Source organism: Pannonibacter carbonis, assembly GCF_003012935.1.
Lineage (GTDB): Bacteria > Pseudomonadota > Alphaproteobacteria > Rhizobiales > Stappiaceae > Pannonibacter > Pannonibacter carbonis.
This window is the reverse complement of sequence record NZ_PUDR01000005.1, coordinates 271,553-293,063: the sequence shown is the minus strand read 5'-3', so window position 1 is coordinate 293,063 and position 21,511 is coordinate 271,553. Positions and strand designations below refer to the sequence as shown.

Here is a 21,511-nt window from a genome sequence, read left to right as displayed (position 1 = left end):
GAATGGCCATCGCAGCACCTGCGGTGGCCATTCTGTTTCTACCCTGGGAAAGTTCGGTGACTGTTTGAGAGTGTCGCAGTCGTCAAGCGAACCAACGGTGTCGCAGTCTTCTGCCGCAACCCGGTCGCGTTCATCCATGCACGAATCAACTAGCGTTCCGTGCCGACCCCAGGCGACACAGTTCGGGTCGAAAATAACACTTGTCCCATGAACTGGTTACCCTGGCACGTGCCCAGGGCCTGATTAACCGGGCTCGCGGTGTGGCCAGAGGCCACCCGCATTCGCCGGACGCCGTATTCCGGACCTCTCCCGGGGTCCTGCAATCGGTATGACGTCCACCCTGTTTGTCCTAGACCAACCCGATGATGATCGCTCCCAGGAACACAAAAGCCACGCACACAGCGATGACGTCAAGATGACGGACGATCGACATAGTCTGGCCTCCCGATGTCCATTTCCTGCACAAACGTTAATGTAGCGAAGCTTCTGCCCGTGTCGACCGGAAAAGTTGCCGCGGCGCACAATCGAGCGCCGGATACGCGTCCTGATTGTTGAGCTGCTGAGGGAGTATTCTGGTATATCAGTTTGCTTTCTCCCGAAAATTTTCAATTTGAACAGCAATTTAACTGTATTCCCCCGGCTGCGGTTGCAATTTTTAGAGACTAAGTCAGGAAAGTTCTCCCACAAGTCACAGGGCGCTTTTGTCGCATTGGACCATTTCTGCGTTGTACTGGTGATATTGGAAAAAACGTCGAGAAACAGGCGAGGTGTTAATGACGCATTAACCAGATCCACCCTAGGGTTAGGTCGATAACAGGGAGACCCGGGTTCCGGGAGGTGGAATGGTCAGTCTCAGCAAGCTCCCAGAGCTGGCTCATGATCGCACGTCGGGTGGGCGCAGGTCGCTCGTCGAGGCCGTGACTGATCTTTTTGCCTCCGCCCAGCCGGAGCAGGTGGATCATGTCAGCCTGCTGTTCGGCGATATTGTCCTCAAGGTCATCGGCCAGCTCGAGGAAGAGGCGCGGATGGCCTTGTCCGTCCGGATCGCTGCAAATCCGAACACCCCGCGTGAACTCGCCATGCATCTGGCGCAGGATGAAATCTCCGTCGCGCAGTCCATTCTTGAGAGTTCTCCAGTCCTGACCACGCCGGATCTGGTCGAGATTGCGACCAGCGGCTCGATGGATCATCTTGGAGCAATAGCCGACCGCCGTCCGCTGGATGCAGAAGTCACCAGTGTCATTGTCGATCGGGGGTCAACTTCGGTGCTGGCCCGGGTGGCAGCCAACGGGGAAGCGCGTTTCACGGTCGACACGTTTGACCGGCTGGTTGAAAAGGCACGGGCGCATCCTCAGATCCAGGAGGCCCTGATCGGGCGCAGTGATATCCCCGAGGAAGGCGCGCGCCGCCTTGTGTCGTTCCTGTCCGATGAACTGCGTGAGCGACTGAAGGAGATGGGCGGCGACGGTACGCTTGTTGCCGTGCTGGCCGAGCGCGCAGCGCAGGAGGTCCAGGCTCAGGTGCGCGATCTTGGCAGCGCCAAGAACAAGGCCGACATGCTGATCCGCGACGTCAAGGCGCGCCGGCGTCCGGTCGATGATGCGGTGAACCAGTTCACCAAGGGCGACCGGCCGGTGGATCTTGCCCTGTTGCTGGCCGAACTCAGCGAGTTGCCGCATGAATCTGTCGCGCGCGTGGTGTTCAATCCGGAAGACACGGTGCTGAACATCCTCTGCCGCGCCAATGGCGTCAGCGACACCGCCTACAAGAACATCGTCATGATGCGCACCAAGCGGTTGAAGCTGACGAGCAAGGACCTGAATGACGCCTTCGCCCGCTATGCGAAGGTCCAACGCGGCGAAGCGACCCGGGCCCTCAGCGTGATCAAGGACCGCACCCGTAAGGCATCTTGAACCTCTTGTCCTGAGGGCTGACAGATCTGACCTGAGCGTCGTCATCCCGGCCAAGCTGAGCGACAGCGAAGCGCCGAGCCGGGATCCAGACATCAGCCGCGCGAAGCGCGTCAATGCGTGTCGGCCGCAAGTTCTATCGCGTTGACTTGTCTATGGGCTCGCTTGCGCTCGCACAGACGCGCTGGATTCCGGATCTGCGGTTCGCTGTCGCTTACCTTGTCCGGAATGACGGTAGACGTTGAAATCCCGAACTTTGTCATCAAGCAAAAGGCCGCCAGAGTGGCGGCCTTTTTTGTTTCCAGCTTCATGCCGTCTTGCGCCGGCTTTCGATCCGGTACAGCATCAGCGCGGTCGCAAGGCCTGCGAGCCCGAAGCCGATGACCGCCATCAGGAACCCCCAGGGCGTGACGGCGTCCATGGCAGCGCCTGCGACCGGAGGGGCGGCCAGCGTGCCAACCTGATAGAGCACCAGGAAGGCCGCATTCGCGGGGGCAAGATCAGCCGGGCGCAGCCGTTCGCCAAGGATCGCAAGCCCCAGCGTGTAGAAGGCGCAGGCAAGGCCGCCGAGCAGGAAGGTGGCCGCCAGTGCCGCACCCGGCAGCGCCGTGGCAAGGCCCGAGACCAGCGCCACCAGCGGGAAGGCGACCAGCATCATCAGCATCAGCTTGGGCCGGTTCATCCGGTCGGCCAGCCAGCCAAAGCCGAAGCTCAAGGTCACCCCGCCCCACAGGAAGGCCGTCACAAGCCCGAGGCCGGTTGCTTCATCAAGCCCCAGCCGGCTGGCAAAGCTCGGCAGCAGGGCGATATAGGCGTATTCCAGCACGCCGGCGATGAGCGCTGCCGACATGCCCAGCGGCACCAGCTTCGCGACAGCCGCAGGATTGCCGCCTGCGTGCCCGTCGATGCGCGGCGCAAGGCTGGCCGCCGCCACCAGCGGCAGCACGGCCAATGACAGGGCAAGCCCGGCGACGATGAAGGGCTGCAGCCCTTCCGTGCCGATCTGGCCGAGCAGCACCGGGCCTGCGCCATAGCCGCCGAACAGCGCCACCGTGTAAAGCGACAGCACCCGGCCCCGGCTTGCCTCTTCGGCCGCAGCGTTGATCCAGGTCTCGCCGAGCAGCCAGGGGAACAGCAGCCCGACACCCATCATGAAGCGCAGCACCAGCCACGCCTCGACGCTCGGCATCAAGGGCATCAGGATGAAACCGGTGAGGCCAATGGCACAGCCGCCCGCCATCGCCGGCACCAGCCCGATGCGGAAGGCGAGGCGCGGGGCAAAGGGCAACAGCACCAGCGCGGCCAGCGCCGGCATGCCTGCGGCGAGGCCCGTCAGCCAGCCCGGCGCGCCCCAGCGCTCGAAGCTGACAGCGGTCAGCGGATAGCCGATGCCATGGGCAAGGCCGAGGAAGAAGGTCGAGCCAATCACGGCGGCAAGGCCGAGGGCCTTTGCATCGGGTCTGGCGGCGAGGCTGCGCATCGCAAGTCTCCTTTAGATGTGCAAGATCGTCCAGGGACGAGCGCCCTGGCCGAAGACAGCTTGATTTCTACAGTGCAGAACATGTAATTCTACGGCGTAGGAATGGCAAGGGGAAATTTCTGCAATGTCGAAAAAGCCCACTGAAGGTCGCGGCGAGGGGCGTGGTGAAGGTCGTCAGGGCCCGCGTGGAATTGACCCGCATGCGGTGCTGGAGGCAGCGATCGCCTTGCGTGAGAGCGAGGGCGCTGAAGGCTTCAGCCTGCGCCGGCTGGCCCAGTCCCTCGGGCTTGATCCGATGACCGTGCAATATCACTTCGGGTCGAAGGAAAAACTGGAGCGGGCCATGGGCGACCGGCTCAATGCGCAGCTCATTCCTGTTGATCCGGCCACCCCCTGGCGCAGCCGGCTGGAGAACCTTGCCTTCCAGTACCGCCGCCTCGCTCTGGCCTATCCGCAAACCTTCCCGCTGCTGCTGCGGTTCTGGGTGACAGGGCCCGCCGACGTGCGCCACGCCGAGATGGTCTATGTCGCGCTGGCCGATGCGGGCTTCAATGCGGAGGACCGGGTCGACTATTGCGTCGGCTGGTATGCTGCGGTTCTGGGGCTAGCGGCCGCCGAGGCTGGCGGCCTGCTGCGCCCGGCGTCACAGGCCATGCTGGATGAGACCGACCAGCTGGACCCGAGAGAATTTCCGCAGACCGTTCAGCTTGCCGCTGAGTTTCGCCGTCAGGCGGCCGGTCGGGCGTTCCAGAAGGCGCTCGACCGGATCATGGATGGGATGGAGCAGGCGGCCAGCCGCTGACAACGCCTCAGGCGGCGCGGCGCAGCGCCGCTGTCATGGCCGCCGCGCTGATCAGCAGACTGCCTCCGACCCGGTTCAGCGTCTTCAGCGTCCCCGGCTTGCGGATCTTCGTCCGGATCGCCGAGGCCGTCAGGGCATAGACAGCCGCATTGAGTGTTCCCAGCACGACGAAGGTGATCCCGAGCAGCAGCAGCTGCGGGGCCACCGGGGCCTGCGGCGCGATGAAGTGCGGCAGAAAGGCAATAAAGAACGCGATGCCTTTCGGGTTGAGGCTGGTCACCACATAGGTGTGCCAGAACACCCGGCGCGGGTTCATCGCCAGTGCTGCCTCGCCCTCGCTGTCCAGTTCAAGCGGGGCAGGGGGCTGGCGCCACATCTTGATGCCGATCCACAGCAGATAGGCCGCGCCCAGCCACTTGAGGATGGAAAAGGCGGTTGCCGAGGTCGCCAGGATCGCTCCGAGCCCCAGCAGCGAGGCGGTTGCCGATGTGGCATCCCCCAGCGCCACGCCCAGCACGCAGGCCGTCGATGCCTTGCGGCCGTGGGCAAGTGCGTAGCTGATCACCAGCAGCACGGTCGGGCCGGGGATTGCCACCACAACGAGCGTTGCGATCACATAGGCGGTGTAGAGTTCGATGGTCATGGAGGCTTTCCGGCAGGTCACGTTGGATAACTGAGCCATGGAACCGCAGGTGTCGCAAGTCCGTTATGATTCCACCCTCAGGTTCGACAAGCCAGTGATGCCGTTGCGACGGCGGTGACTTGATATCAATCGGGAATCGGGCTGCTCTGGAGGACGTGGCGCCTGCCGCGCGACCTGGCCGGCCTCTCAATCAAGGATGACGCGGATGGATCGATTCCGGACTGCCGTTGATGCCGCCCTGGCCTTGCGCCCCGATCAGCCGGTCTATTGCTTCCGGCCCAGTGTTCTGGCCGAAGACGCGCGCAACTTCATGGCTGCCTTTCCGGGCAAGACCGCTTACGCGGTGAAGACCAACGGCGAACCTTTTGTTCTCAAGGCTTTGGCCGAGGCCGGGATCGACTGTTTCGACGTTGCCTCACCAGCCGAGTTCGCCGCTGTCCGCGACGTCGCCCCCACTGCGGAAATGCTCTACATGCACCCGGTCAAGGCCCAGTCCGACATCCGGCTGGCACTCGAGACCTATCGCATCCGCACCCTGTCGCTCGATCACGAGGACGAGGTCGCCAAGATCCTGCGCATCGTGCGTGCGCTCGACATCAACCCGGGTGACATCACCCTGTTCGTCCGCCTCGCCACCAAGGGCCATGCCGCCTACGAGCTGTCGAAAAAATTCGGCGCAGCGCCCGCCCATGCGGTGGAACTGTTGCAACGCATCGACCGGATCGGATTCCGCTGCGGCCTGTGCTTCCATGTCGGCAGCCAGATCGAGGATGCGGAAACCTACGAACGGGCGCTTGCCTCGGCTGACTGGGTGCGCTCCCGCTCCGGGGTCGAGATCTGCGAACTTGACGTCGGCGGCGGCTTTCCGGCCGTCTATGGACATGACCCGCGCCGCAAGACCCCGCAGATGCCTGCCTTGGCCGACTTGATGAGCGAGTTGCGCAAGGACATTGCCGAGTGGGGCTTTGACAAGCAGCCCCTGGTGGCCGAGCCCGGCCGCGTCATCGTCGCAAGATCCATCTCGCTCATCGTCCGGGTGCTCTTGAAGAAAGGCCGGCGGCTTTACATCAACGACGGCATCTGGGCGTCCCTGTCCGACAGCTGGACTGGCAAGATCACGCTTCCGGCACGCTTCATTCCGGACCCTGCCCGCCGCCGCCGTGTCGGCAACGCCGGCGAGATCGTGCCGTTCAAGGTATGCGGGGCCACCTGCGACAGCGTCGATATCCTGTCACGGCCCTTCTGGCTCCCCGAGACCGTCGATACGGGTGACTGGATCGAGATCGGCCATATTGGTGCCTACAGCCTGTCGCTGCGCACCCATTTCAACGGCTTCTATCCAGATACGGTCGTGGAAGTGGACGAACCCTTCGTCGCCGGCGCCGCTCCTGAAGGCTTTGCCTCCATCGAGACCATGGCCGACTGAGGATGACTGGTGCCTCGACGCTTCGTTGCTCACGGCAAAAGGGCCGCCCTTTCGGGGCGCCCCAACCTGCTGAACAAGCCTGTCTGCCGTCATCCCGGCTCTGCGCTTCGCTTGACCGGGATGACGTGAATAGGATCGAGGTTCGTTATCAAGCTTGGGCCGCCCTGTTCGGGGCGGCCCTTCGCATGTCCGCATCCGGTCTTGCGGGGCAGGGCAGGGGACGACCGGCTGCGGAGAGACTAACTCTTTCAGTCAGTGAGCGTGCCGCTTACTGGCAGAAGCGCTTCTCGCCGGAATAAGTGGTGAAGGTGCCGGTCTGCGGGTTGAAGCTGCGATAGCGTGAGCGGCAGTAGTCATACCAGGCCGGGCTCCAGGGCTGGTAACCGACGCCAGCATTGCCATGGGCAATGATCGGGCGATCATCCACCGGCACGCCGGGCTGCGGGATCGGCTGCACGCCGGCCCCATAGGCCGGACCGACATAGACGGGACCGCCATAGGCAGGGCCGCCATAGACCGGACCACCGTAAGCCGGAGCCGGCGGATAATAGGCCGGCGGCGGGGGAGCGGAATTGCTGTTGCCCAACGTGCCGAGCAGGATGGCGCCGGCGGCCAGGCCGATCACGCCGGCTGCGATCGCCGCATCGGTGTTGTCGCGCTTCTTCCAGCGGTCCGGGTTGTGGGGGCGGTGACGATGATCGCGGTCCCAGCCGCTGTTCCAGCCGCGCTCTCCGCCGCGCGGGCCCCAGCCATCGCCGGCCTGGGCAGAAGTTGCCACCGGCACCAGCAAGGCTGCGGTGAGGGCAAGGGCAAGCGCGCGATGCGTCATGCGGGTCATGATCTCTACTCCGTGAGGGAAGGGGCGACAGGGCGCCCGTTCGATGTCGCCAATCTCGCAGATGCGCACTGAACGCACTCTGAGACCGCCGTTCATCTGGCGTTCATTTTAGCAGGGGGTGCGGCAGAGGTGGAGATGCATTCCCGGATGCTTGCCGATAGACTTCGCCGCGAGGGAGACGTGCAGTTTGACAGGAACACCAGATGGCCGAAACGCCAAAGAAGAAGGATGTCCTCCAGGACGTCGATGATGCCGTCCGCCGTCAGGCCAAAGGCCTGATGCGCCTTGCCCGCTTCGGCGCCCTTGCCGTGCTTGAACCGGAAACCGGTCACCCGCTCTGCAGCCGCGTTGCGCTGGTCTGCGACCTTGACGGCACGCCTGTGATTCTCGCCTCGAACCTCTCCGGCCACAGCGCCGGTCTTGCCGCCGACAGCCGTTGCTCGCTGCTGGTGGGCGAGCCGGGCAAGGGCGATCCGCTCGCCCATCCGCGCATGACGCTGTTCAGCGTTGCCCGCAAGCTGGCGCGTGACAGCGATGAACACGCCCGCCTGCGCCGCCGCTACTTGGCCCGCCACCCGAAGGCGGAACTCTACGTCGATTTCCCCGATTTCGCCTTCTACCGGCTGGAAGTCGAACGGGCGAGCCTCAACGGCGGTTTCGGCAAGGCCTATGCCCTGACGCAGGCAGACCTGATCCTTGACCCGGAGAGCTGGTCCGCGCTGGTCGCCTTCGAGCCCGGTGCCGTCAGCCACATGAACGAGGATCACGCCGAAGCGGTAAAGCTTTATGCCGAAGTGCTCTGCAAGGCGCCGCAGGGCTCCTGGCGTCTGGCCGGTCTTGATCCGGAAGGGCTTGATCTTCAGGCCGGCGATCTCAGCGCCCGTCTCTGGTTCGATGCTCCGCTGACCGCCCCGGGCGACCTGCGCGCAGCCCTCGTCGACCTCGCCGGCAAGGCGAGGGCAACACAGGTGACTTCGGGCTAACCCGGCATCCTGCGTCATCCCGGCCAAGCGCAGCGCCGAGCCGGGACCGGAGAGTCGAGGTCTTTGTATTTCAGTCCGTTCATCCCGGAGAGACCTTGACTCTCCGGTCCCGGATCTCCGCTTCGCTGCGTCCGGGATGACTATGGACGGGTTGTCAGCTGCCTTTAGGACCCCAGTCCAAGGACCGGGGTCCTAATCCTGTCTTGGCCTCACTCACGCCGCGCGGACATTGGCGAGGAAGCCATCCAGTTCGCGGCGCAGCGTATCGGACTGCTGTGTCAGGTCTTCCACCGTCGACAGGACCTGACGGGCACCAGCGCTGGAATCGACGGCACTCTCGCGCACCCGAACGATGGTCCGGGTGATCTCCTGGCTCCCCTGCGCCACTTCGGCGACGTTCCGGGCGATCTCGGAGGTGACGGCGTTCTGTTCCTCGATGGCCGAGGCAATCGCCGTGATCTGCTCGTTGATGTTGCCGATGGAGCGAACCACATCTTCGATCGACCGAGCCGTGTTCGTCGAGCCGTTCTGCATTTCGCCGATCTGCTTGCCGATGTCCTCGGTCGCCTTGCCGGTCTGGTTGGCGAGTGCCTTCACTTCCGAAGCAACGACGGCAAATCCCTTGCCCGCCTCGCCGGCGCGTGCGGCTTCAATCGTGGCATTGAGCGCCAGCAGGTTGGTCTGGTCGGCAATGTCGTTGATGAGGCGCACCACTTCATCGATCCGCTTGGCCGACACCGCAAGCCCCTCGACTGTCGTGCTGGACTTGTCCGCGCTGCTGCGGGTTGTCGAGGCCGCTGCCATGGCGTTGCTGATCTGGCGGCTGATCTCGCGGATCGAGGCGGAAAGCTCTTCTGAGGCGCCTGCCACGGACTGCACGCCTGCGGTCGACTGTTCTGCAGCGGCAGCGACCGTCCCGGCCTGGTCCGAAGTGTTTTCCGCATTGCGGGCCATCTGGTTGGCTGTGCGCTCAAGCTCCTGAATGGCATCCGCAATCCTGTCCGCAACCTGCTTGACGGTTGCCTCCAGATTGTCAGCCAGCCGCAGGGTCGCGGCGCGCTTTTCCGCTTCGATGCGCTTTTCTTCCTCGCGCATCTGCGCCTGCAGATGTTTCATCTCGATGAGCTTTTCACGGAAGGCGGTAAAGGCAATGGCCAACTGGCCAATCTCGTCGCGGTTCTTCACCTTGACTTCAACGGATGTGTCATCGACGGCAAGCCTGTTGAGCGCATTGGTTACGGTCCGAAGTGGCCGGCTGATGCCGAAGACTGCCAGATAGACCGATACGGCAAGACCGAGCCCGATCCCGGCGATAGACACGGTAACTAGCAGGTTGAGACCGGCGGTCTCGTGTTCGTGCGCCGATTTCGCGGCCAGTGCCGTCGCTGAACTGAGGTCGCTCATCAGGCCCATCAGCGCCGTGTCCAGACGATCCTGCTCCTCTTCAAGCTTGCGCGCCAGCGCTGTCGCTTCGGTGATCTGCCCCGCCTTGATGAAGGCCTTTACCTCGCCCGCGTGCTGTTCATAGAGCTTGTGCTCTTTTTCGATCACTTTGAGATTGCTTAGAATTTCATTGGCTCGGCGCGCATGGTCCTCATCCGGTGCGGCCTTGAGCGCGGCTTCCGCCTTTACTTCGGCGTCAAGGATCTCGCCCTCGACCTTCTTGCTGAGCTGGTCAAACTTGCGGATGTAGCTGTCCAGTTCACTCACTTCGCCGGGGATCTGCGCGATGCGCAGGATCCGCTCCATCAGCACCGCCTGCTCGAGCTGGTGCGCGGTGACATCTGTGACGGTGGCGGTGAGCGGAATGTTCTGGTCCGCGATTTCCGTCAATTCCTCTCCGATGGACGCCATCTGGAGAAGGCCGACGGTGGCAATGGTGACCATCACTCCGGCAAGGAACAGAACGATGGAGAGAATCTTGGCTGATACGGAGCGCAGTGTGGGTGGCTGCGGCAGGATGTCTTTCATTTGGTCTGAATCCCATCGGCTGCATAAAAAAAAGCCTTTTGCGCCCCGGTTTGATCGCCCTTTACGGGTGGTCAGAACAGCGGGACGCGCTTTGCCTCTTAAATATTCCGTCCTGCGAAAATAATAGATCAAGTTAATTAATAAAATTGTATCGAAATTGCCCCTCGCTGATGGTTCGTGCCCCGTTTGATTAATTTTATGTTTGTGCTCCTGAATAAAAAATGGTCGGCGCAAGTATTGCGCCAACCTGTTATTTTTACGAATGCTGTGGCTTAACGCCAGACGACATCCTTGTTGCGGACCGTGATCACGGAGCTTTCGCAGTAGTTGATGTCGGCATCGACGTAAGTATTGTCGCTGAAGTCGATGCGTGTGCGAACGGTGCACTCACCTTCGTCGGACCCGAAGTCCATGTCGAAAGTCTCGCCCGGTGCGACGTTTTCCGGCAGCCAGTTCTGGCTCCAGCTGCCATCTTCCTGGGTACGGAACGAGGTCACATGCGCCTCGGACTTGTTCTCCAGGTTGAACACCCAGCTGCCAGCAGAGGCGAGGCTGGCACTTGCCATCAGAAGAGCCACAGCGGTCCCAACGGTGACGAACTTCATTCTAATCTCCTGAATGCGAATACTCGCGTTGTCCGCGCCATGCGGACAGCCCATATAATCACATTTTGTTTTTGAAATAAGTGATTTACATCGCAGCCGCGGCGCGTGCGGCCTGCTCATAGTTGCCCGATATCGTCCGCAATGCTGCCGCCAGACGGGAAAGTTCCGCCTCGTCGAGGCCAATGGATTTCACAGGTTGCACCAATAGGGCTTCGCGCAATCTGCGATACTCAAGGCAGGCCCGTTCACCTTCCCTTGTGATGGAAACCGTTTTCTCCTTGCCGCGCTTGCCCGAGACGATCAGTCCGCCCTGTTCCAGCTTCTTCAGGGCATACGTCACCGTGTGTGTATCTTCGATGTTCAGCACCAGGCACACATCCGCCAGCGTCTTCTCGCGGCCCCGGTGATTGACCTGATGCAGCACCTGCACTTCCAGCGGGCTCATGGCCGGAACACCGGCAGCCGCCATGCAGCGCACCATCCAGCGCTGATAGGCGTTGACCATCATCGTGACGGCAAACTCGATCTCGGACAGGGCCGGCATCGCGCCTGAGGCGAGGTGCGAGGCCGATACGATGGGGCCGATCGGCGGCAGGTCGGGCTTGTCGTCTTGCTCTGTCATCGCGGTCTGGTCCGTGTCGCTGTCTGATTTGCGCATTATCGCATCTTATCGATATTTTATCGACAAATTCTTTTTGTCGCGCTACGCTCCCCTCACAATCCCGGCTGCGGGCGACGGAAGCCGCGCCGGGAAACCGGTTTTGCATTTGGGAGGATGGCATGAGCGGGCAGATCGCAGGTCAGGCTGACGGTCAGTGGGATTTCTGGATCGACCGCGGTGGCACCTTCACCGACATCGTCGGCCGGGCGCCGGACGGCAGCATCCACGCCCACAAGGTCCTGTCGGAGAACCCGGAGGCTTATCGCGATGCCGCCGTTCAGGGCATCCGCGAGCTGATGGGCCTTTCCGCCGGGGCGCCGATCCCCTCCGGCCGCATCGCCACGGTGAAGATGGGCACCACCGTCGCCACCAACGCGCTGCTGGAGCGCAAGGGCGAGCGCACGGCACTGGTCACCACGCGCGGCTTCCGCGATGCGCTGGCCATCGGCTATCAGGCCCGGCCAGAGATCTTCGCCAAGGAAATCATCAAGCCGGAGCTGCTCTACGAGCGGGTCTACGAGATCGCCGAGCGCCTGCGCGCCGATGGTACGCTGGAACTGCCGCTGGACGAGGCCGGCGCTCGCGCCGCGCTGGAGGCCGCCTTTGCGGACGGCATCCGCTCGGTCGCCATCGTCTTCATGCATGCCTATGCCTATCCGGATCACGAGCGGCGCGTTGCCGCCATGGCGCGGGCCATCGGCTTCCCGCAGGTCTCGGTCAGTCACGAGGTCTCGCCGCTGATGAAGCTGGTGGGGCGCGGCGACACGACCGTGGTCGATGCCTATCTGTCGCCGATCCTGCGCCGCTATGTGGCGCAGGTGCAGGAGGAGCTGGGCGCGGGGCCGCGTCTCATGTTCATGCAGTCTTCCGGTGGCCTGACGGCGGCAGACCTGTTCCAGGGCAAGGATGCCATCCTGTCCGGCCCGGCCGGCGGCGTGGTCGGCGCGGTCGAAACGTCGAAGCTCGCCGGCTTCGAGAAGGTGATCGGCTTCGACATGGGCGGCACCTCCACCGATGTCTGCCATTTCGACGGCACCTATGAGCGGGCCTTCGAGACGGAAGTGGCCGGCGTGCGCATGCGCGCGCCGATGATGATGATCCACACGGTGGCGGCCGGTGGCGGCTCGATCCTGCATTACCGGGACGGCCGCTTCCAGGTCGGACCGGATTCGGCCGGCGCCAATCCCGGCCCGAAATGCTACCGCCGGGGCGGGCCGCTGGCGGTCACCGATGCCAATGTCATGACCGGCAAGCTGCTGCCCGACTTCTTCCCGAAGATCTTCGGCCCCGGCCGCGACCAGCCGCTGGACACCCAGGCGGTGCAGGTGGCCTTTGCCGAGCTGGCCGAGCGCATCGGCGATGGCCGCACGGCGGTCGAGGTGGCGGACGGGTTCCTGCGCATCGCCGTCGAGAACATGGCCAACGCCATCAAGAAGATCTCGGTCCAGCGCGGCTATGACGTGACCGAATATGCCCTGACCTGCTTCGGCGGCGCGGGCGGTCAGTCGGGCTGCATGGTGGCCGACACGCTGGGCATGACCACGGTCATCGTGCATCCCTTCTCCGGCATTCTGTCGGCCTATGGCATGGGCCTTGCCGACATCCGCGCCAACCGGCAGCAGGCGGTGGTCAAGCGGCTCGATGCCGCCCTTCTGCCGGAACTCGCCCGGCTGACCCAGCGGCTCGCCTCGGAGACGGAGGCCGAGCTGGCAGGGCAGGGCGTTGCTGCCGCTGACCGCCAGACGCTGTCCCGCGCGCATCTGCGCTACGAGGGCACGGACACGCCGATGCCGGTGCTGCTGTCGTCGGTCGTGGAGATGCTCGCAGCCTTCGAGGAGGCGCACCGCAAGCAGTTCGGCTTTGCCTACGAGAACAAGCCCGTGGTGGTCGAGGCGGTTGAGGTCGAGAGCTTCGGCGGTGGCGCCGGCATTGCCGAACCCGACTGCACGCTGGCAAGTGGCACGGCCACGCCCGCCCGCATGACCCGCTTCTATGCCGCTGGCGCCTGGCATGATGCCGTTGTCTATGCCCGCGCCAGCCTTGCCCCCGGCATGAGCGTCGACGGGGCGGCGCTGATCATCGAGCCGCACCAGACCATCGTTGTCGAGCCGGGCTGGCGCGCGACCATCAACGCCAAGGACCACGTGATCCTGACCCGGGTTGTGCCGCTCGACCGGGCGGCTGCCATCGGCACCCATGCCGACCCGGTCATGCTCGAGGTCTTCAACAACCTCTTCATGTCCATTGCCGAGCAGATGGGCGTGACGCTGCAGAACACCGCCTATTCGGTCAACATCAAGGAGCGGCTGGACTTCTCCTGCGCGGTGTTCGACCGCACCGGCGCGCTGGTGGCCAATGCACCGCACATGCCGGTGCATCTCGGCTCCATGGACCGCTCGGTCGAGACGGTGATCAAGCTGAACGCGGGCAACATCCGCCCCGGCGACGTCTTTGCCCTCAACGCGCCCTACAACGGCGGCACCCACCTGCCGGACATCACCGTGGTCTCGCCCGTCTTCGATGACGAAGGCCAGGAGATCCTGTTCTGGGCCGCCAGCCGCGGCCACCATGCCGACGTCGGCGGCTCGGCTCCGGGCTCCATGACGCCGCGCGCGACCACGGTCGACGAGGAGGGCGTGCTGATCGACAACTTCAAGCTCGTCGACCAGGGCCGCTTCCGCGAGGCGGAGCTGGTGGAACTGCTGACCTCGCATCCCTATCCGGTGCGCAACGTGCACCAGAATGTCGCCGACCTGAAGGCGCAGATCGCCGCCAACGAGCGCGGCATCCAGGAGCTGCGCAAGATGGTCGACCACTTCGGTCTCGACGTGGTCACGGCCTACATGGGCCATGTGCAGGACAATGCGGAGGAAAGCGTCCGCCGGGTGATCTCGGCGTTGAAGGACAGTTCCTGCGAGTATCCGACCGACCAGGGCTCGGTGATCCGGGTGAAGATCACCGTCGACCGGGACAAGCGCGAGGCGACGGTCGACTTCACCGGCACCACCGGCGTCAAGCCGAACAACTTCAACGCGCCCGAACCCGTGACCCGTGCCGCCGTGCTCTACTGCTTCCGCGTCATGGTCGATGGCCACATCCCGATGAATGCCGGCTGCCTGAAGCCGATCCACATCATCATCCCGGATGGCTCGATGCTCAAACCGGCCTATCCGGCGGCGGTCGTGGCCGGCAACGTCGAGACCTCGCAGCATGTCACCAACGCGCTCTTCGCCGCGCTGGGCGCCATGGCCAATGCGCAAGGGTCGATGAACAACCTGACCTTCGGCAACGCGACCTACCAGTATTACGAGACCATCTGCTCCGGATCGCCGGCCGGTCCCGGCTTCAACGGCACCGACGGCGTGCACACGCACATGACCAACTCGCGTCTGACCGATCCGGAGGTGCTGGAGTTCCGCTTCCCCGTCCTACTGGAGGACTTCCACATCCGGCCGGGGTCGGGCGGGCAGGGCAAGTGGTCGGCCGGCGGCGGCACCCGGCGCACCCTGCGCTTCCTCGAGAAGATGGACTGCGCCATCCTCGGCTCGCACCGCACCCTGCCGCCGAAGGGCATGATGGGCGGCGCTGACGGCACGATCGGGCGCACGGAGGTGCGGCGGCTGGATGGACGCATTGAGGTGCTGGCGAGCTGCGACCAGACGGTGCTGGAGGCCGGCGATGCGGTCACCGTCATCACGCCGACGGCTGGCGGCTGGGGCGCGGCGGACTGATCCGCCGCCAGCAACACACATTCTTCAGCCTGTTGCGTCGGCGTGGCAGGCTGAACTGTAGCGTGTTTGACGTTCTTGTCTGCTAAGGGCCTGTGATTGGAGAGCAACCGGTCGCTGGAGGCCTTTGCAATTGACCATCACCATCTACCACAATCCGGCCTGTGGCACGTCGCGCAACACGCTGGCGATGATCCGGCGCTCAGGCGAGGAGCCGCGCATCGTCGAATATCTGCAGACGCCGCCGGATCGGGGCGCGCTGGTCGACCTGATCCGCCGGGCTGGTCTCTCGGTCCGCCAGGTGCTGCGCGAAAAGGGTACGCCCTATGCAGAACTCGGCCTCGGTGATCCGAGACTGAGTGACGATCACCTGCTGGATGCCATGATGCAGCATCCGATCCTGATCAACCGGCCGCTGGTCGTAACGCCGAAGGGCGTACGGCTTTGCCGTCCGTCGGAAGTGGTGCTGGAAATTCTACCAAATCCGGCCATCGGCACCTTCATCAAGGAGGATGGTCAGGTGATCGAGGCCCCGAGGCACGGCGGCTGACCGGTCACGTCACTGCAGCGCGGATGTTTTCGCCAGTGCTTCGTCGACCGTCTCCGGCAGCGGCGCCAGGATCGTGCCATCTGAAGCGATGCCTGCGTCATCGGCGTCAACCACTGTTGTCTTCGCTGAAATCTCAAGCGTCCACTCACGTACGTCGGCGTCCTCGGCAACAGTCTCGCTGTCCGATGGGGTCGAGAAGGCGCGTGACAGCGGCGCTTCGGCAGCGCTCATGGTTGATTGTCCCTGGCGCACGGCGCCAGGCCGGCCGAACAGGAAACCCTGCACCAGATCGCAGCCCGCAGCACGCAGGAGCGTCACCTGGTCCTGGTTCTCGACCCCCTCCGCCGTGATTTCGACATTCAGCGACCGGCCGAGCCCGATGATCGAGGTAACGATGGCATCCGTGCCGATGTCGCGCCCCAGATTGCGGATGAAGCTGCGGTCGATCTTGATCTTGTCGAACGGGAACCGGCTCAGGTAGCTGAGCGACGAGTAACCCGTGCCGAAGTCGTCCATGGCGATGGTGACGCCGAGTGCATGGATCGCCTCAAGCGTCTCGACGACGGCTTCGGTGTCGGCAATCAGCAGGCTTTCGGTAATCTCGATTTCCAGCCGGCGCGGGTCGATACTGGACTCGGCAATCGCCTTGGCCACCTTCTTCTGCGTTTCGCCGGCCCGGAACTGCGCGGCCGAGAAATTCACTGCCACGCGCAGGCTTTTGTCGTCCCAGGCAGCGGCTTCCTTGCAGGCGCGGCGCAGCACCCAGTCGCCGATGTCCTCGATGAGGCCGGTGTCCTCGGCAACCGAAATGAACACATCGGGTGCAATCGTGCCCTTGGTCGGATGTTCCCAGCGGATCAGCGCCTCATAGGCCTTGAGGCGATTGTCATGCAGGGAGAACTGCGGCTGGTAGACCAGCTCGAACTGATCGAACTTCAGCGCCTTGATGAGACCGGCCTCGATTTCCTTGCGGCGCTGGGCTTCGGCGTCCATCTCCGGATTGTACCAGATGAAGGTCGAACGGCCCGAGTGCTTGGCCCGGTACAGTGCAAGGTCGGCGCAGTGCAGGAGACGCGAGGCCCGCCAGCTGCCGTCATTGGCGCGCGCCAGGCCCATCGACAGCGAAATCTGGATCTCGATGCCGTCGATGACGCAAGGGGCCTTGGTTGCCGCGATCATGTCGCCTGCCATCTTGGTCATCCGCGCCACGTCGGAATGGCTTGTGACCATGACCGCAAATTCGTCGCCTGACAGGCGCGCCACCAGATGCTGGCCGAACACCGAGCGCAGCCGGTCGGCGATGATCTGCAGAAACACATCGCCGGTGCCATGGCCGTAGGTGTCATTGATGGCCTTGAACTTGTCGACGTCGATCAGCACCACGGCGATGTTGCTTGCCTTGGCATGGGCAAGCCGCAGGGCTTCGTTCAGCTTGGCGCTGAAGACGGCGCGGTTCGGCAGCCCGGTCAACGGATCATGGTGGGCGAGAAATTCGATATTCTGGTTGGTGCGCACGACATCGCGAAACCGGACCCACAAGACGAAGATCGCCGAACAGAAGGACAGAGCGCTCAGCGTCGCCATGATGGCGCTGACGGTCAGCACGAGCCGGTTGGCCGAGGCGATTACAGGAGAGACATCCAGCAGCAACAGACCGCTGCCATAGAGGTGACCGGCGCGGCGCAGCGGCGTTGCAATGATCGCCAGCGGCTCGACCCCGCCCCACCAGGTGCGGAATACGGTGAGGCGCGGCGTTCGGGCTTCGTGCAACTGCAGGAATGTTTCGGTCAGTTGCTGCTGCGTCACCGGCGGCACCAGAAACGCCTCTGGCAACTGGGCCGTCATTTCAGCCGCGCGAGCGCTCGACCAGGCCATCATGTCGGGGAACAGGATCTGCGCCCGGGCCCGCAGGCTGTCGGAACCGATCTCCGCCGTTGCTGCGTTGGCAATGCGGTCAAGATAGGCGGTGCCATTTTCGAGCAATGGGCTTGCGGCCGCGTCCTGCGGGATCTGGGCATAGGTCTCGGACAGGGTTGTCAGCCGCAAGCCAAGGCCGGACACGGACAATGCATCATCCGTCCCGGTTGTCCCGCCGAGCCCGACGGAGACCTGGCTCCAGCCTGTAAGAGCCGATTCGAGGCTGTGGACAACCAGCCAGCGCGCCAGCAGCCGGTTGCTGGCAAACAGCCCTGCGGCAAGCAGGGTCGTCAGGAGCAAGAGGGCAACGACCATGGCGAGATTCCGCCGGCGGGAAAGCTGGGTCATTGTCGGGAAATCGCCTTTTCTCACGTCCTGTTTGGCGGCACTTTAGTCATGAGAGGTTTCAGCCAAGTTTATGCAGCCTGTCCGGTGACGGCCGGGACTTGCGAAGGAACGGCAAGTCCCTGTAGTCCATGGGTGTTCGGGTCGGTGCTTGTGCGAAGGCGTCCGTCCCTGAAGGAATGGAGCAGGCGGTTGAACATCTGGAGCAGCATCGGCGCCATCGTGTCTGCCATCGGCGCAGGTGGGGCCCAGCTCATCGACCGACTGGTGCAGCTCGTTCTGGCGCGGCCGGAGGGCACCAGTTCCGTCGGCTTCACGGTCGCGATGATTGCGCTTTCGGCCAAGATGGCCAAGGCGGACGGGGTGGTGACCACCGATGAGGTGCTGGCCTTCCGCGACCTGTTCGAAGTGCCCGCCGGCGAGGAGGCCAACGTCGCCCGCCTGTTCGACCTCGCCAAGCAAGACATCGCCGGCTTCGAGACTTACGCCAAGAAGCTGGCCGACCTGTTCCCTTATGACCGCAAGACCCTGCTCGACATCCTCGATGGCCTGTTCTACATCGCCAAGGCGGACGGGGTCGTGCATGAGGATGAGCTGAGCTTTCTGGAGCGGGTCAGCGAGATTTTCGGCCTCGATGCGCGCGAGTTTTCCAAGGTGCTGGCCCGGCATGTGCGCGAGCGCGGCAATCCCTATGCGGTTCTCGGCATCTCTCCCGATGCCAGCCCCGAGGACATCAAGGCGCAATACCGCCGCGAAGTCCGCGAGACGCATCCGGATGTGATGATCGCGCGGGGTGTCCCGGAAGAGTTTGTTCGTATCGCCAATGACCGGCTGGCTGCGCTCAATGCAGCCTATGCCCAGATCAATGCGGAGCGTGGCCTGTGAGTGTCCGGACAGATTGCAGCGTCAGCGCGAAGGTGCATCCCTCTCCCAATCACAATGAGCGGCGCGATGCGGCGACCATCGACATGCTGGTGCTGCATTACACCGGCATGCAGGACGGGACCAGCGCGCTGCAGCGCCTGTGCGATCCGCGTGCCGAGGTCTCGGCGCATTACCTCGTCGAGGAGGATGGCTCGATCCTGCAATGCGTGCCGGAAGCCCGCCGGGCGTGGCATGCGGGCAAGTCGTTCTGGAAGGGTGTCACCGATATCAATTCCTGTTCCATCGGCATCGAGATCGTCAACCCTGGCCACAACTGGGGCTATCGGCCCTTTCCCGAAGCCCAGATCGCAGCCGTGATCGCGCTGTGCGCTGACATTTGCGCCCGTCACCGCATCACGCCCTGGCGGGTTCTTGCCCACTCCGACATCGCGCCCGAGCGGAAGGAAGATCCGGGTGAACTGTTCCCCTGGGACCGTCTCGCTGCCCATGATATTGGCCATTTCGTCCCGCCTGTTCCGGTGACCGGCGGACGCTTCTTCCAGCAGGGGGAGAGCGGACAGCCCATTGAGGCGTTGCAGTCCATGCTGGCAATCTACGGCTACAACATCGCCGTGAATGGCGAATACGACGCCCAAACCACGACCGTCGTCACCGCGTTCCAGCGTCATTTCCGGCCCGAGCGCGTCGATGGCATCGCCGACGCCTCGACGATTGCGACCCTGCATGCGCTGCTGACGAGCCTGCCTGATCTTGGCTGACGTGCGCTCGTGACGATCTGTCCCGTCTGTCTGTCTGCTCCGGCGCAGCGCAACGTACCTGGCGTCAGACCGGCAACCTGAAATCTCCGGAAGTCAAAAAAGGCGGGTTTCAGGCTGTCCTCATCCCTGCCGCAATAAGTCACAGTATTGCCCGATTTTCGCCAAACTTCGCAGAAAATGACGAAAAATTGCCAGTGATTTCGTAGTAATAGAGTTAATAGCTGTAACATTTCGTGATTGATCCGGGCCCATTCTGGCCCCAGGTCGCCGTCATTTCTCTGCGCCTCGTTTTTGCCGATGGCTGACAAAGAACAACAAGACGGAGTTTGACCGCATGTCTCAATCGCGCACACCATTGCGCCGGGTGGCTTTTGCCTTTTTTGCCCTTCTTATTTCTTTGGCTGCGTCAGCCTCACCAGGTCTCGCCAGTGGCGGCCGCGTGCTGCTGCCCAAGCCGGGCGCCGAAGCCAGCAAGAGCAAGGACAAGCCCGAGATGCGGGAAGTGCTGGTCGAGGATGATTCCGGCCTGCTGCGTCCGGCCTGGCGCCCGGTCGATGAGCCGGTGGCCGCTGGTCTGCTCATGCCGCGCAAGGGCAAGAGCCCTGAGGCCTCTGTCACGGCCAAAGCGGCAGGTTCCTCGCAGGCCCGGTTCAAGGACCTGATCGACGCCGCCGCGCGCAAGCACGGTGTTCCGCTCGCGCTGGCCCATGCCGTCGTCCGTGTGGAAAGCAATTACAACCCGGGCGCCCGTGGCAGTGCCGGTGAAGTCGGGCTCATGCAGATCAAGCCGGCGACCGCGCGCGGTCTCGGCTTTCGGGGGTCCGTCAAGGCGCTCTACGATCCAGCAACCAACCTGGAATGGGGCATGCGTTACCTTGCTGCCGCGCACAAGCTCGCCTCGGGCGACACTTGCGGCACCATCCTGCGCTACAACGCCGGCCACTTTGCCAAGCGCATGAACCCGGTCAGCAAGCGTTACTGCGGCAAGGTCAAGGTCATCCTCGCCTCGGCCTGATCGACGGGGGGACTGCCACCGGTCCTCTGCACCGCTATCGAACCAGCCCTCTGCAGCCACTCTGGCACATCCTCCACTTGGGCACGCACGCTGACACGCACGTCTCACCGTGCTGTCCCGGCCTTGAGCCGGGACCTGTAAGGTGTGATCGCAGAAAGGCGGCTAGGTGGTTCGGACGCATGACAGGTCCCGGCACAAGGCCGGGACAGCGCGAAACCGGCCTGTCAGCCCTTTAACCCAACCCGTGTCCTCACAGGAACTTGCGCCGGCTTGCTGTCAGCGATGCCGGCACGCGAACCTCCGGGCGGGTGGTGCTGTCGGCAAGGGGCACGCCAACGGCGGTCATGACCGGGACCACGCCGGACCAGATCGGCAGGTCGAGATCGTCCTTGTCGTCAACGGGCGGGCCAGCCCGGTGCTTGGCTGCGGCATGTTCCACCTCGATGGCGACAATGCCTGTGGCCTTCAGTTCCTTTTCGGTCATCTTGCGGCTTTCGGCCCAGCGGCCGGGCAGCAGGTGATCGGTGATGACCGCCAGCGCGGTTTCGGCCTCCTGCAGCTCCGTCACCGGCCGGGCACGGCCGTGCACCACCACCGAACGATAGTTGACCGAGTTGTGGAACGCCGAACGGGCGACGACGAGGCCGTCGATGATGGTCACCGTCATCGTCACCGGTGCGCCCTCCGGCAGCGCCTTGACGATCCGCGCGGCGCTTGCCCCATGGATGTAGATGGTCTCGCCATCGCGGCCATAGGCCATCGGGATCACCATGGGCCGGTCCTCGCTGATGAAGCCGACATGGCCGACCATGCCGGCATCCAGCACCGCATGGACGGCATCCCGGTCGTAGTCGGCGCGCAGGCCGTTGCGGATCCTGGCGTGGCGGGGCAGGGACTTCGGGTCGAAAACGATATCGTTCATGGCAGGTGTCTGTCCGGTTGGGCCTCAGCGAAGCGGGCTTTTCGCGTGTGATCAGGATGTGCTATCGACTGG

The 21,511-nt window shown here is 63.6% G+C and carries 18 protein-coding genes; 9 read left to right on the top strand and 9 right to left on the bottom strand.

The window, feature by feature from the left end:
• The first annotated feature begins 842 nt into the window (after positions 1-842).
• Positions 843-1,913: a DUF2336 domain-containing protein gene (locus C8348_RS09675; protein WP_106753107.1), complete on the top strand. Its 1,071-nt coding sequence runs from the start codon at positions 843-845 to the stop codon at positions 1,911-1,913.
• 110 nt (positions 1,914-2,023) lie between these two features.
• Here the strand turns inward: C8348_RS09675 and C8348_RS22100 are convergent, their stop codons facing one another.
• Complete coding sequence (locus C8348_RS22100) at positions 2,024-2,221, bottom strand: hypothetical protein (RefSeq protein ID WP_106753106.1); 198 nt, start codon at positions 2,219-2,221, stop codon at positions 2,024-2,026.
• Complete coding sequence (locus tag C8348_RS09665) at positions 2,218-3,390, bottom strand: MFS transporter (RefSeq protein ID WP_106753105.1); 1,173 nt, start codon at positions 3,388-3,390, stop codon at positions 2,218-2,220. Before C8348_RS09665 ends, C8348_RS22100 begins: the two co-directional genes overlap by 4 nt.
• A gap of 124 nt (positions 3,391-3,514) precedes the next feature.
• Between C8348_RS09665 and C8348_RS09660 the strand changes: the two genes are divergently transcribed.
• A complete protein-coding gene (locus C8348_RS09660; RefSeq protein ID WP_106753104.1) occupies positions 3,515-4,192 on the top strand; it encodes a TetR/AcrR family transcriptional regulator in 678 nt (225 codons plus the stop codon).
• A 7-nt stretch (positions 4,193-4,199) separates the two neighbouring features.
• Here the strand turns inward: C8348_RS09660 and C8348_RS09655 are convergent, their stop codons facing one another.
• Positions 4,200-4,835, bottom strand: coding sequence for a LysE family translocator (locus tag C8348_RS09655; RefSeq protein WP_106753103.1), 636 nt, complete (start codon positions 4,833-4,835; stop codon positions 4,200-4,202).
• Positions 4,836-5,040: 205 nt separating this feature from the next.
• Here C8348_RS09655 and C8348_RS09650 point away from each other — a divergent pair, with 205 nt between their 5' ends.
• Positions 5,041-6,261, top strand: a complete 1,221-nt coding sequence (locus C8348_RS09650; protein ID WP_106753102.1) for an alanine racemase — start codon at positions 5,041-5,043, stop codon at positions 6,259-6,261.
• Between the two features lie 268 nt (positions 6,262-6,529).
• Here C8348_RS09650 and C8348_RS09645 read toward each other — a convergent pair whose 3' ends face one another.
• Positions 6,530-7,099 carry a BA14K family protein gene (locus C8348_RS09645; protein WP_106753101.1) on the bottom strand — a complete coding sequence of 190 codons (570 nt, stop codon included), beginning with the start codon at positions 7,097-7,099 and terminating at the stop codon, positions 6,530-6,532.
• 203 nt (positions 7,100-7,302) lie between these two features.
• Here C8348_RS09645 and C8348_RS09640 point away from each other — a divergent pair, with 203 nt between their 5' ends.
• On the top strand, positions 7,303-8,082 hold the full coding sequence (locus C8348_RS09640) for a HugZ family pyridoxamine 5'-phosphate oxidase (protein ID WP_106753100.1): 780 nt from the start codon (positions 7,303-7,305) through the stop codon (positions 8,080-8,082).
• Positions 8,083-8,295: 213 nt separating this feature from the next.
• Here C8348_RS09640 and C8348_RS09635 read toward each other — a convergent pair whose 3' ends face one another.
• The 3 genes from C8348_RS09635 to C8348_RS09625 all read right to left on the bottom strand — a co-directional run bounded on the left by C8348_RS09635 (position 8,296) and on the right by C8348_RS09625 (position 11,202).
• Positions 8,296-10,053 (bottom strand): methyl-accepting chemotaxis protein, encoded by a 1,758-nt coding sequence (locus C8348_RS09635; protein WP_106753099.1) that lies wholly within the window; start codon positions 10,051-10,053, stop codon positions 8,296-8,298.
• Positions 10,054-10,325: 272 nt separating this feature from the next.
• The gene (locus C8348_RS09630) at positions 10,326-10,658 is read right to left on the bottom strand and encodes a hypothetical protein (RefSeq protein ID WP_106753098.1); all 333 of its coding nucleotides are present in this window, start codon (positions 10,656-10,658) and stop codon (positions 10,326-10,328) included.
• Positions 10,659-10,743: 85 nt separating this feature from the next.
• Positions 10,744-11,202, bottom strand: coding sequence for a winged helix DNA-binding protein (locus C8348_RS09625; protein ID WP_425270815.1), 459 nt, complete (start codon positions 11,200-11,202; stop codon positions 10,744-10,746).
• Between the two features lie 236 nt (positions 11,203-11,438).
• Here C8348_RS09625 and C8348_RS09620 point away from each other — a divergent pair, with 236 nt between their 5' ends.
• Together C8348_RS09620 and arsC are read left to right on the top strand one after the other, a co-directional pair.
• The gene (locus C8348_RS09620) at positions 11,439-15,050 is read left to right on the top strand and encodes a hydantoinase B/oxoprolinase family protein (protein ID WP_106753097.1); all 3,612 of its coding nucleotides are present in this window, start codon (positions 11,439-11,441) and stop codon (positions 15,048-15,050) included.
• 130 nt (positions 15,051-15,180) lie between these two features.
• The gene (gene arsC / locus C8348_RS09615) at positions 15,181-15,597 is read left to right on the top strand and encodes an arsenate reductase (glutaredoxin) (protein WP_106753096.1); all 417 of its coding nucleotides are present in this window, start codon (positions 15,181-15,183) and stop codon (positions 15,595-15,597) included.
• 9 nt (positions 15,598-15,606) lie between these two features.
• On the opposite strand, the gene C8348_RS09610 is transcribed toward arsC, so the two are convergent.
• The gene (locus C8348_RS09610) at positions 15,607-17,862 is read right to left on the bottom strand and encodes a putative bifunctional diguanylate cyclase/phosphodiesterase (RefSeq protein ID WP_106753095.1); all 2,256 of its coding nucleotides are present in this window, start codon (positions 17,860-17,862) and stop codon (positions 15,607-15,609) included.
• Between the two features lie 189 nt (positions 17,863-18,051).
• Between C8348_RS09610 and C8348_RS09605 the strand changes: the two genes are divergently transcribed.
• The 3 genes from C8348_RS09605 to C8348_RS09595 all read left to right on the top strand — a co-directional run bounded on the left by C8348_RS09605 (position 18,052) and on the right by C8348_RS09595 (position 20,517).
• Positions 18,052-18,744 (top strand): J domain-containing protein, encoded by a 693-nt coding sequence (locus C8348_RS09605; protein ID WP_106753094.1) that lies wholly within the window; start codon positions 18,052-18,054, stop codon positions 18,742-18,744.
• Positions 18,741-19,502: an N-acetylmuramoyl-L-alanine amidase gene (locus C8348_RS09600; RefSeq protein WP_244293973.1), complete on the top strand. Its 762-nt coding sequence runs from the start codon at positions 18,741-18,743 to the stop codon at positions 19,500-19,502. Before C8348_RS09605 ends, C8348_RS09600 begins: the two co-directional genes overlap by 4 nt.
• A 334-nt stretch (positions 19,503-19,836) precedes the next feature.
• A complete protein-coding gene (locus C8348_RS09595) occupies positions 19,837-20,517 on the top strand; it encodes a lytic transglycosylase domain-containing protein (protein ID WP_244293972.1) in 681 nt (226 codons plus the stop codon).
• Between the two features lie 250 nt (positions 20,518-20,767).
• Here the strand turns inward: C8348_RS09595 and C8348_RS09590 are convergent, their stop codons facing one another.
• A complete protein-coding gene (locus C8348_RS09590; protein ID WP_106753093.1) occupies positions 20,768-21,439 on the bottom strand; it encodes a pyridoxamine 5'-phosphate oxidase family protein in 672 nt (223 codons plus the stop codon).
• Positions 21,440-21,511: the final 72 nt, after the last annotated feature.

What these genes read in the sequence shown, in the direction of transcription:
- C8348_RS09675 (WP_106753107.1), top strand. Translation starts at nt 843, where the DNA reads ATGGTCAGTCTCAGCAAGCTCCCAGAGCTGGCTCATGATCGCACGTCG.
- C8348_RS09640 (WP_106753100.1), top strand. Translation starts at nt 7,303, where the DNA reads ATGGCCGAAACGCCAAAGAAGAAGGATGTCCTCCAGGACGTCGATGAT.
- C8348_RS22100 (WP_106753106.1), bottom strand. Translation starts at nt 2,221, where the DNA reads ATGAAGCTGGAAACAAAAAAGGCCGCCACTCTGGCGGCCTTTTGCTTG.
- C8348_RS09660 (WP_106753104.1), top strand. Translation starts at nt 3,515, where the DNA reads ATGTCGAAAAAGCCCACTGAAGGTCGCGGCGAGGGGCGTGGTGAAGGT.
- C8348_RS09635 (WP_106753099.1), bottom strand. Translation starts at nt 10,053, where the DNA reads ATGAAAGACATCCTGCCGCAGCCACCCACACTGCGCTCCGTATCAGCC.
- C8348_RS09630 (WP_106753098.1), bottom strand. Translation starts at nt 10,658, where the DNA reads ATGAAGTTCGTCACCGTTGGGACCGCTGTGGCTCTTCTGATGGCAAGT.
- C8348_RS09610 (WP_106753095.1), bottom strand. Translation starts at nt 17,862, where the DNA reads ATGACCCAGCTTTCCCGCCGGCGGAATCTCGCCATGGTCGTTGCCCTC.
- C8348_RS09650 (WP_106753102.1), top strand. Translation starts at nt 5,041, where the DNA reads ATGGATCGATTCCGGACTGCCGTTGATGCCGCCCTGGCCTTGCGCCCC.
- C8348_RS09590 (WP_106753093.1), bottom strand. Translation starts at nt 21,439, where the DNA reads ATGAACGATATCGTTTTCGACCCGAAGTCCCTGCCCCGCCACGCCAGG.
- C8348_RS09595 (WP_244293972.1), top strand. Translation starts at nt 19,837, where the DNA reads ATGTCTCAATCGCGCACACCATTGCGCCGGGTGGCTTTTGCCTTTTTT.
- C8348_RS09655 (WP_106753103.1), bottom strand. Translation starts at nt 4,835, where the DNA reads ATGACCATCGAACTCTACACCGCCTATGTGATCGCAACGCTCGTTGTG.
- C8348_RS09625 (WP_425270815.1), bottom strand. Translation starts at nt 11,202, where the DNA reads ATGCCGGCCCTGTCCGAGATCGAGTTTGCCGTCACGATGATGGTCAAC.
- C8348_RS09645 (WP_106753101.1), bottom strand. Translation starts at nt 7,099, where the DNA reads ATGACCCGCATGACGCATCGCGCGCTTGCCCTTGCCCTCACCGCAGCC.
- C8348_RS09665 (WP_106753105.1), bottom strand. Translation starts at nt 3,390, where the DNA reads ATGCGCAGCCTCGCCGCCAGACCCGATGCAAAGGCCCTCGGCCTTGCC.
- C8348_RS09620 (WP_106753097.1), top strand. Translation starts at nt 11,439, where the DNA reads ATGAGCGGGCAGATCGCAGGTCAGGCTGACGGTCAGTGGGATTTCTGG.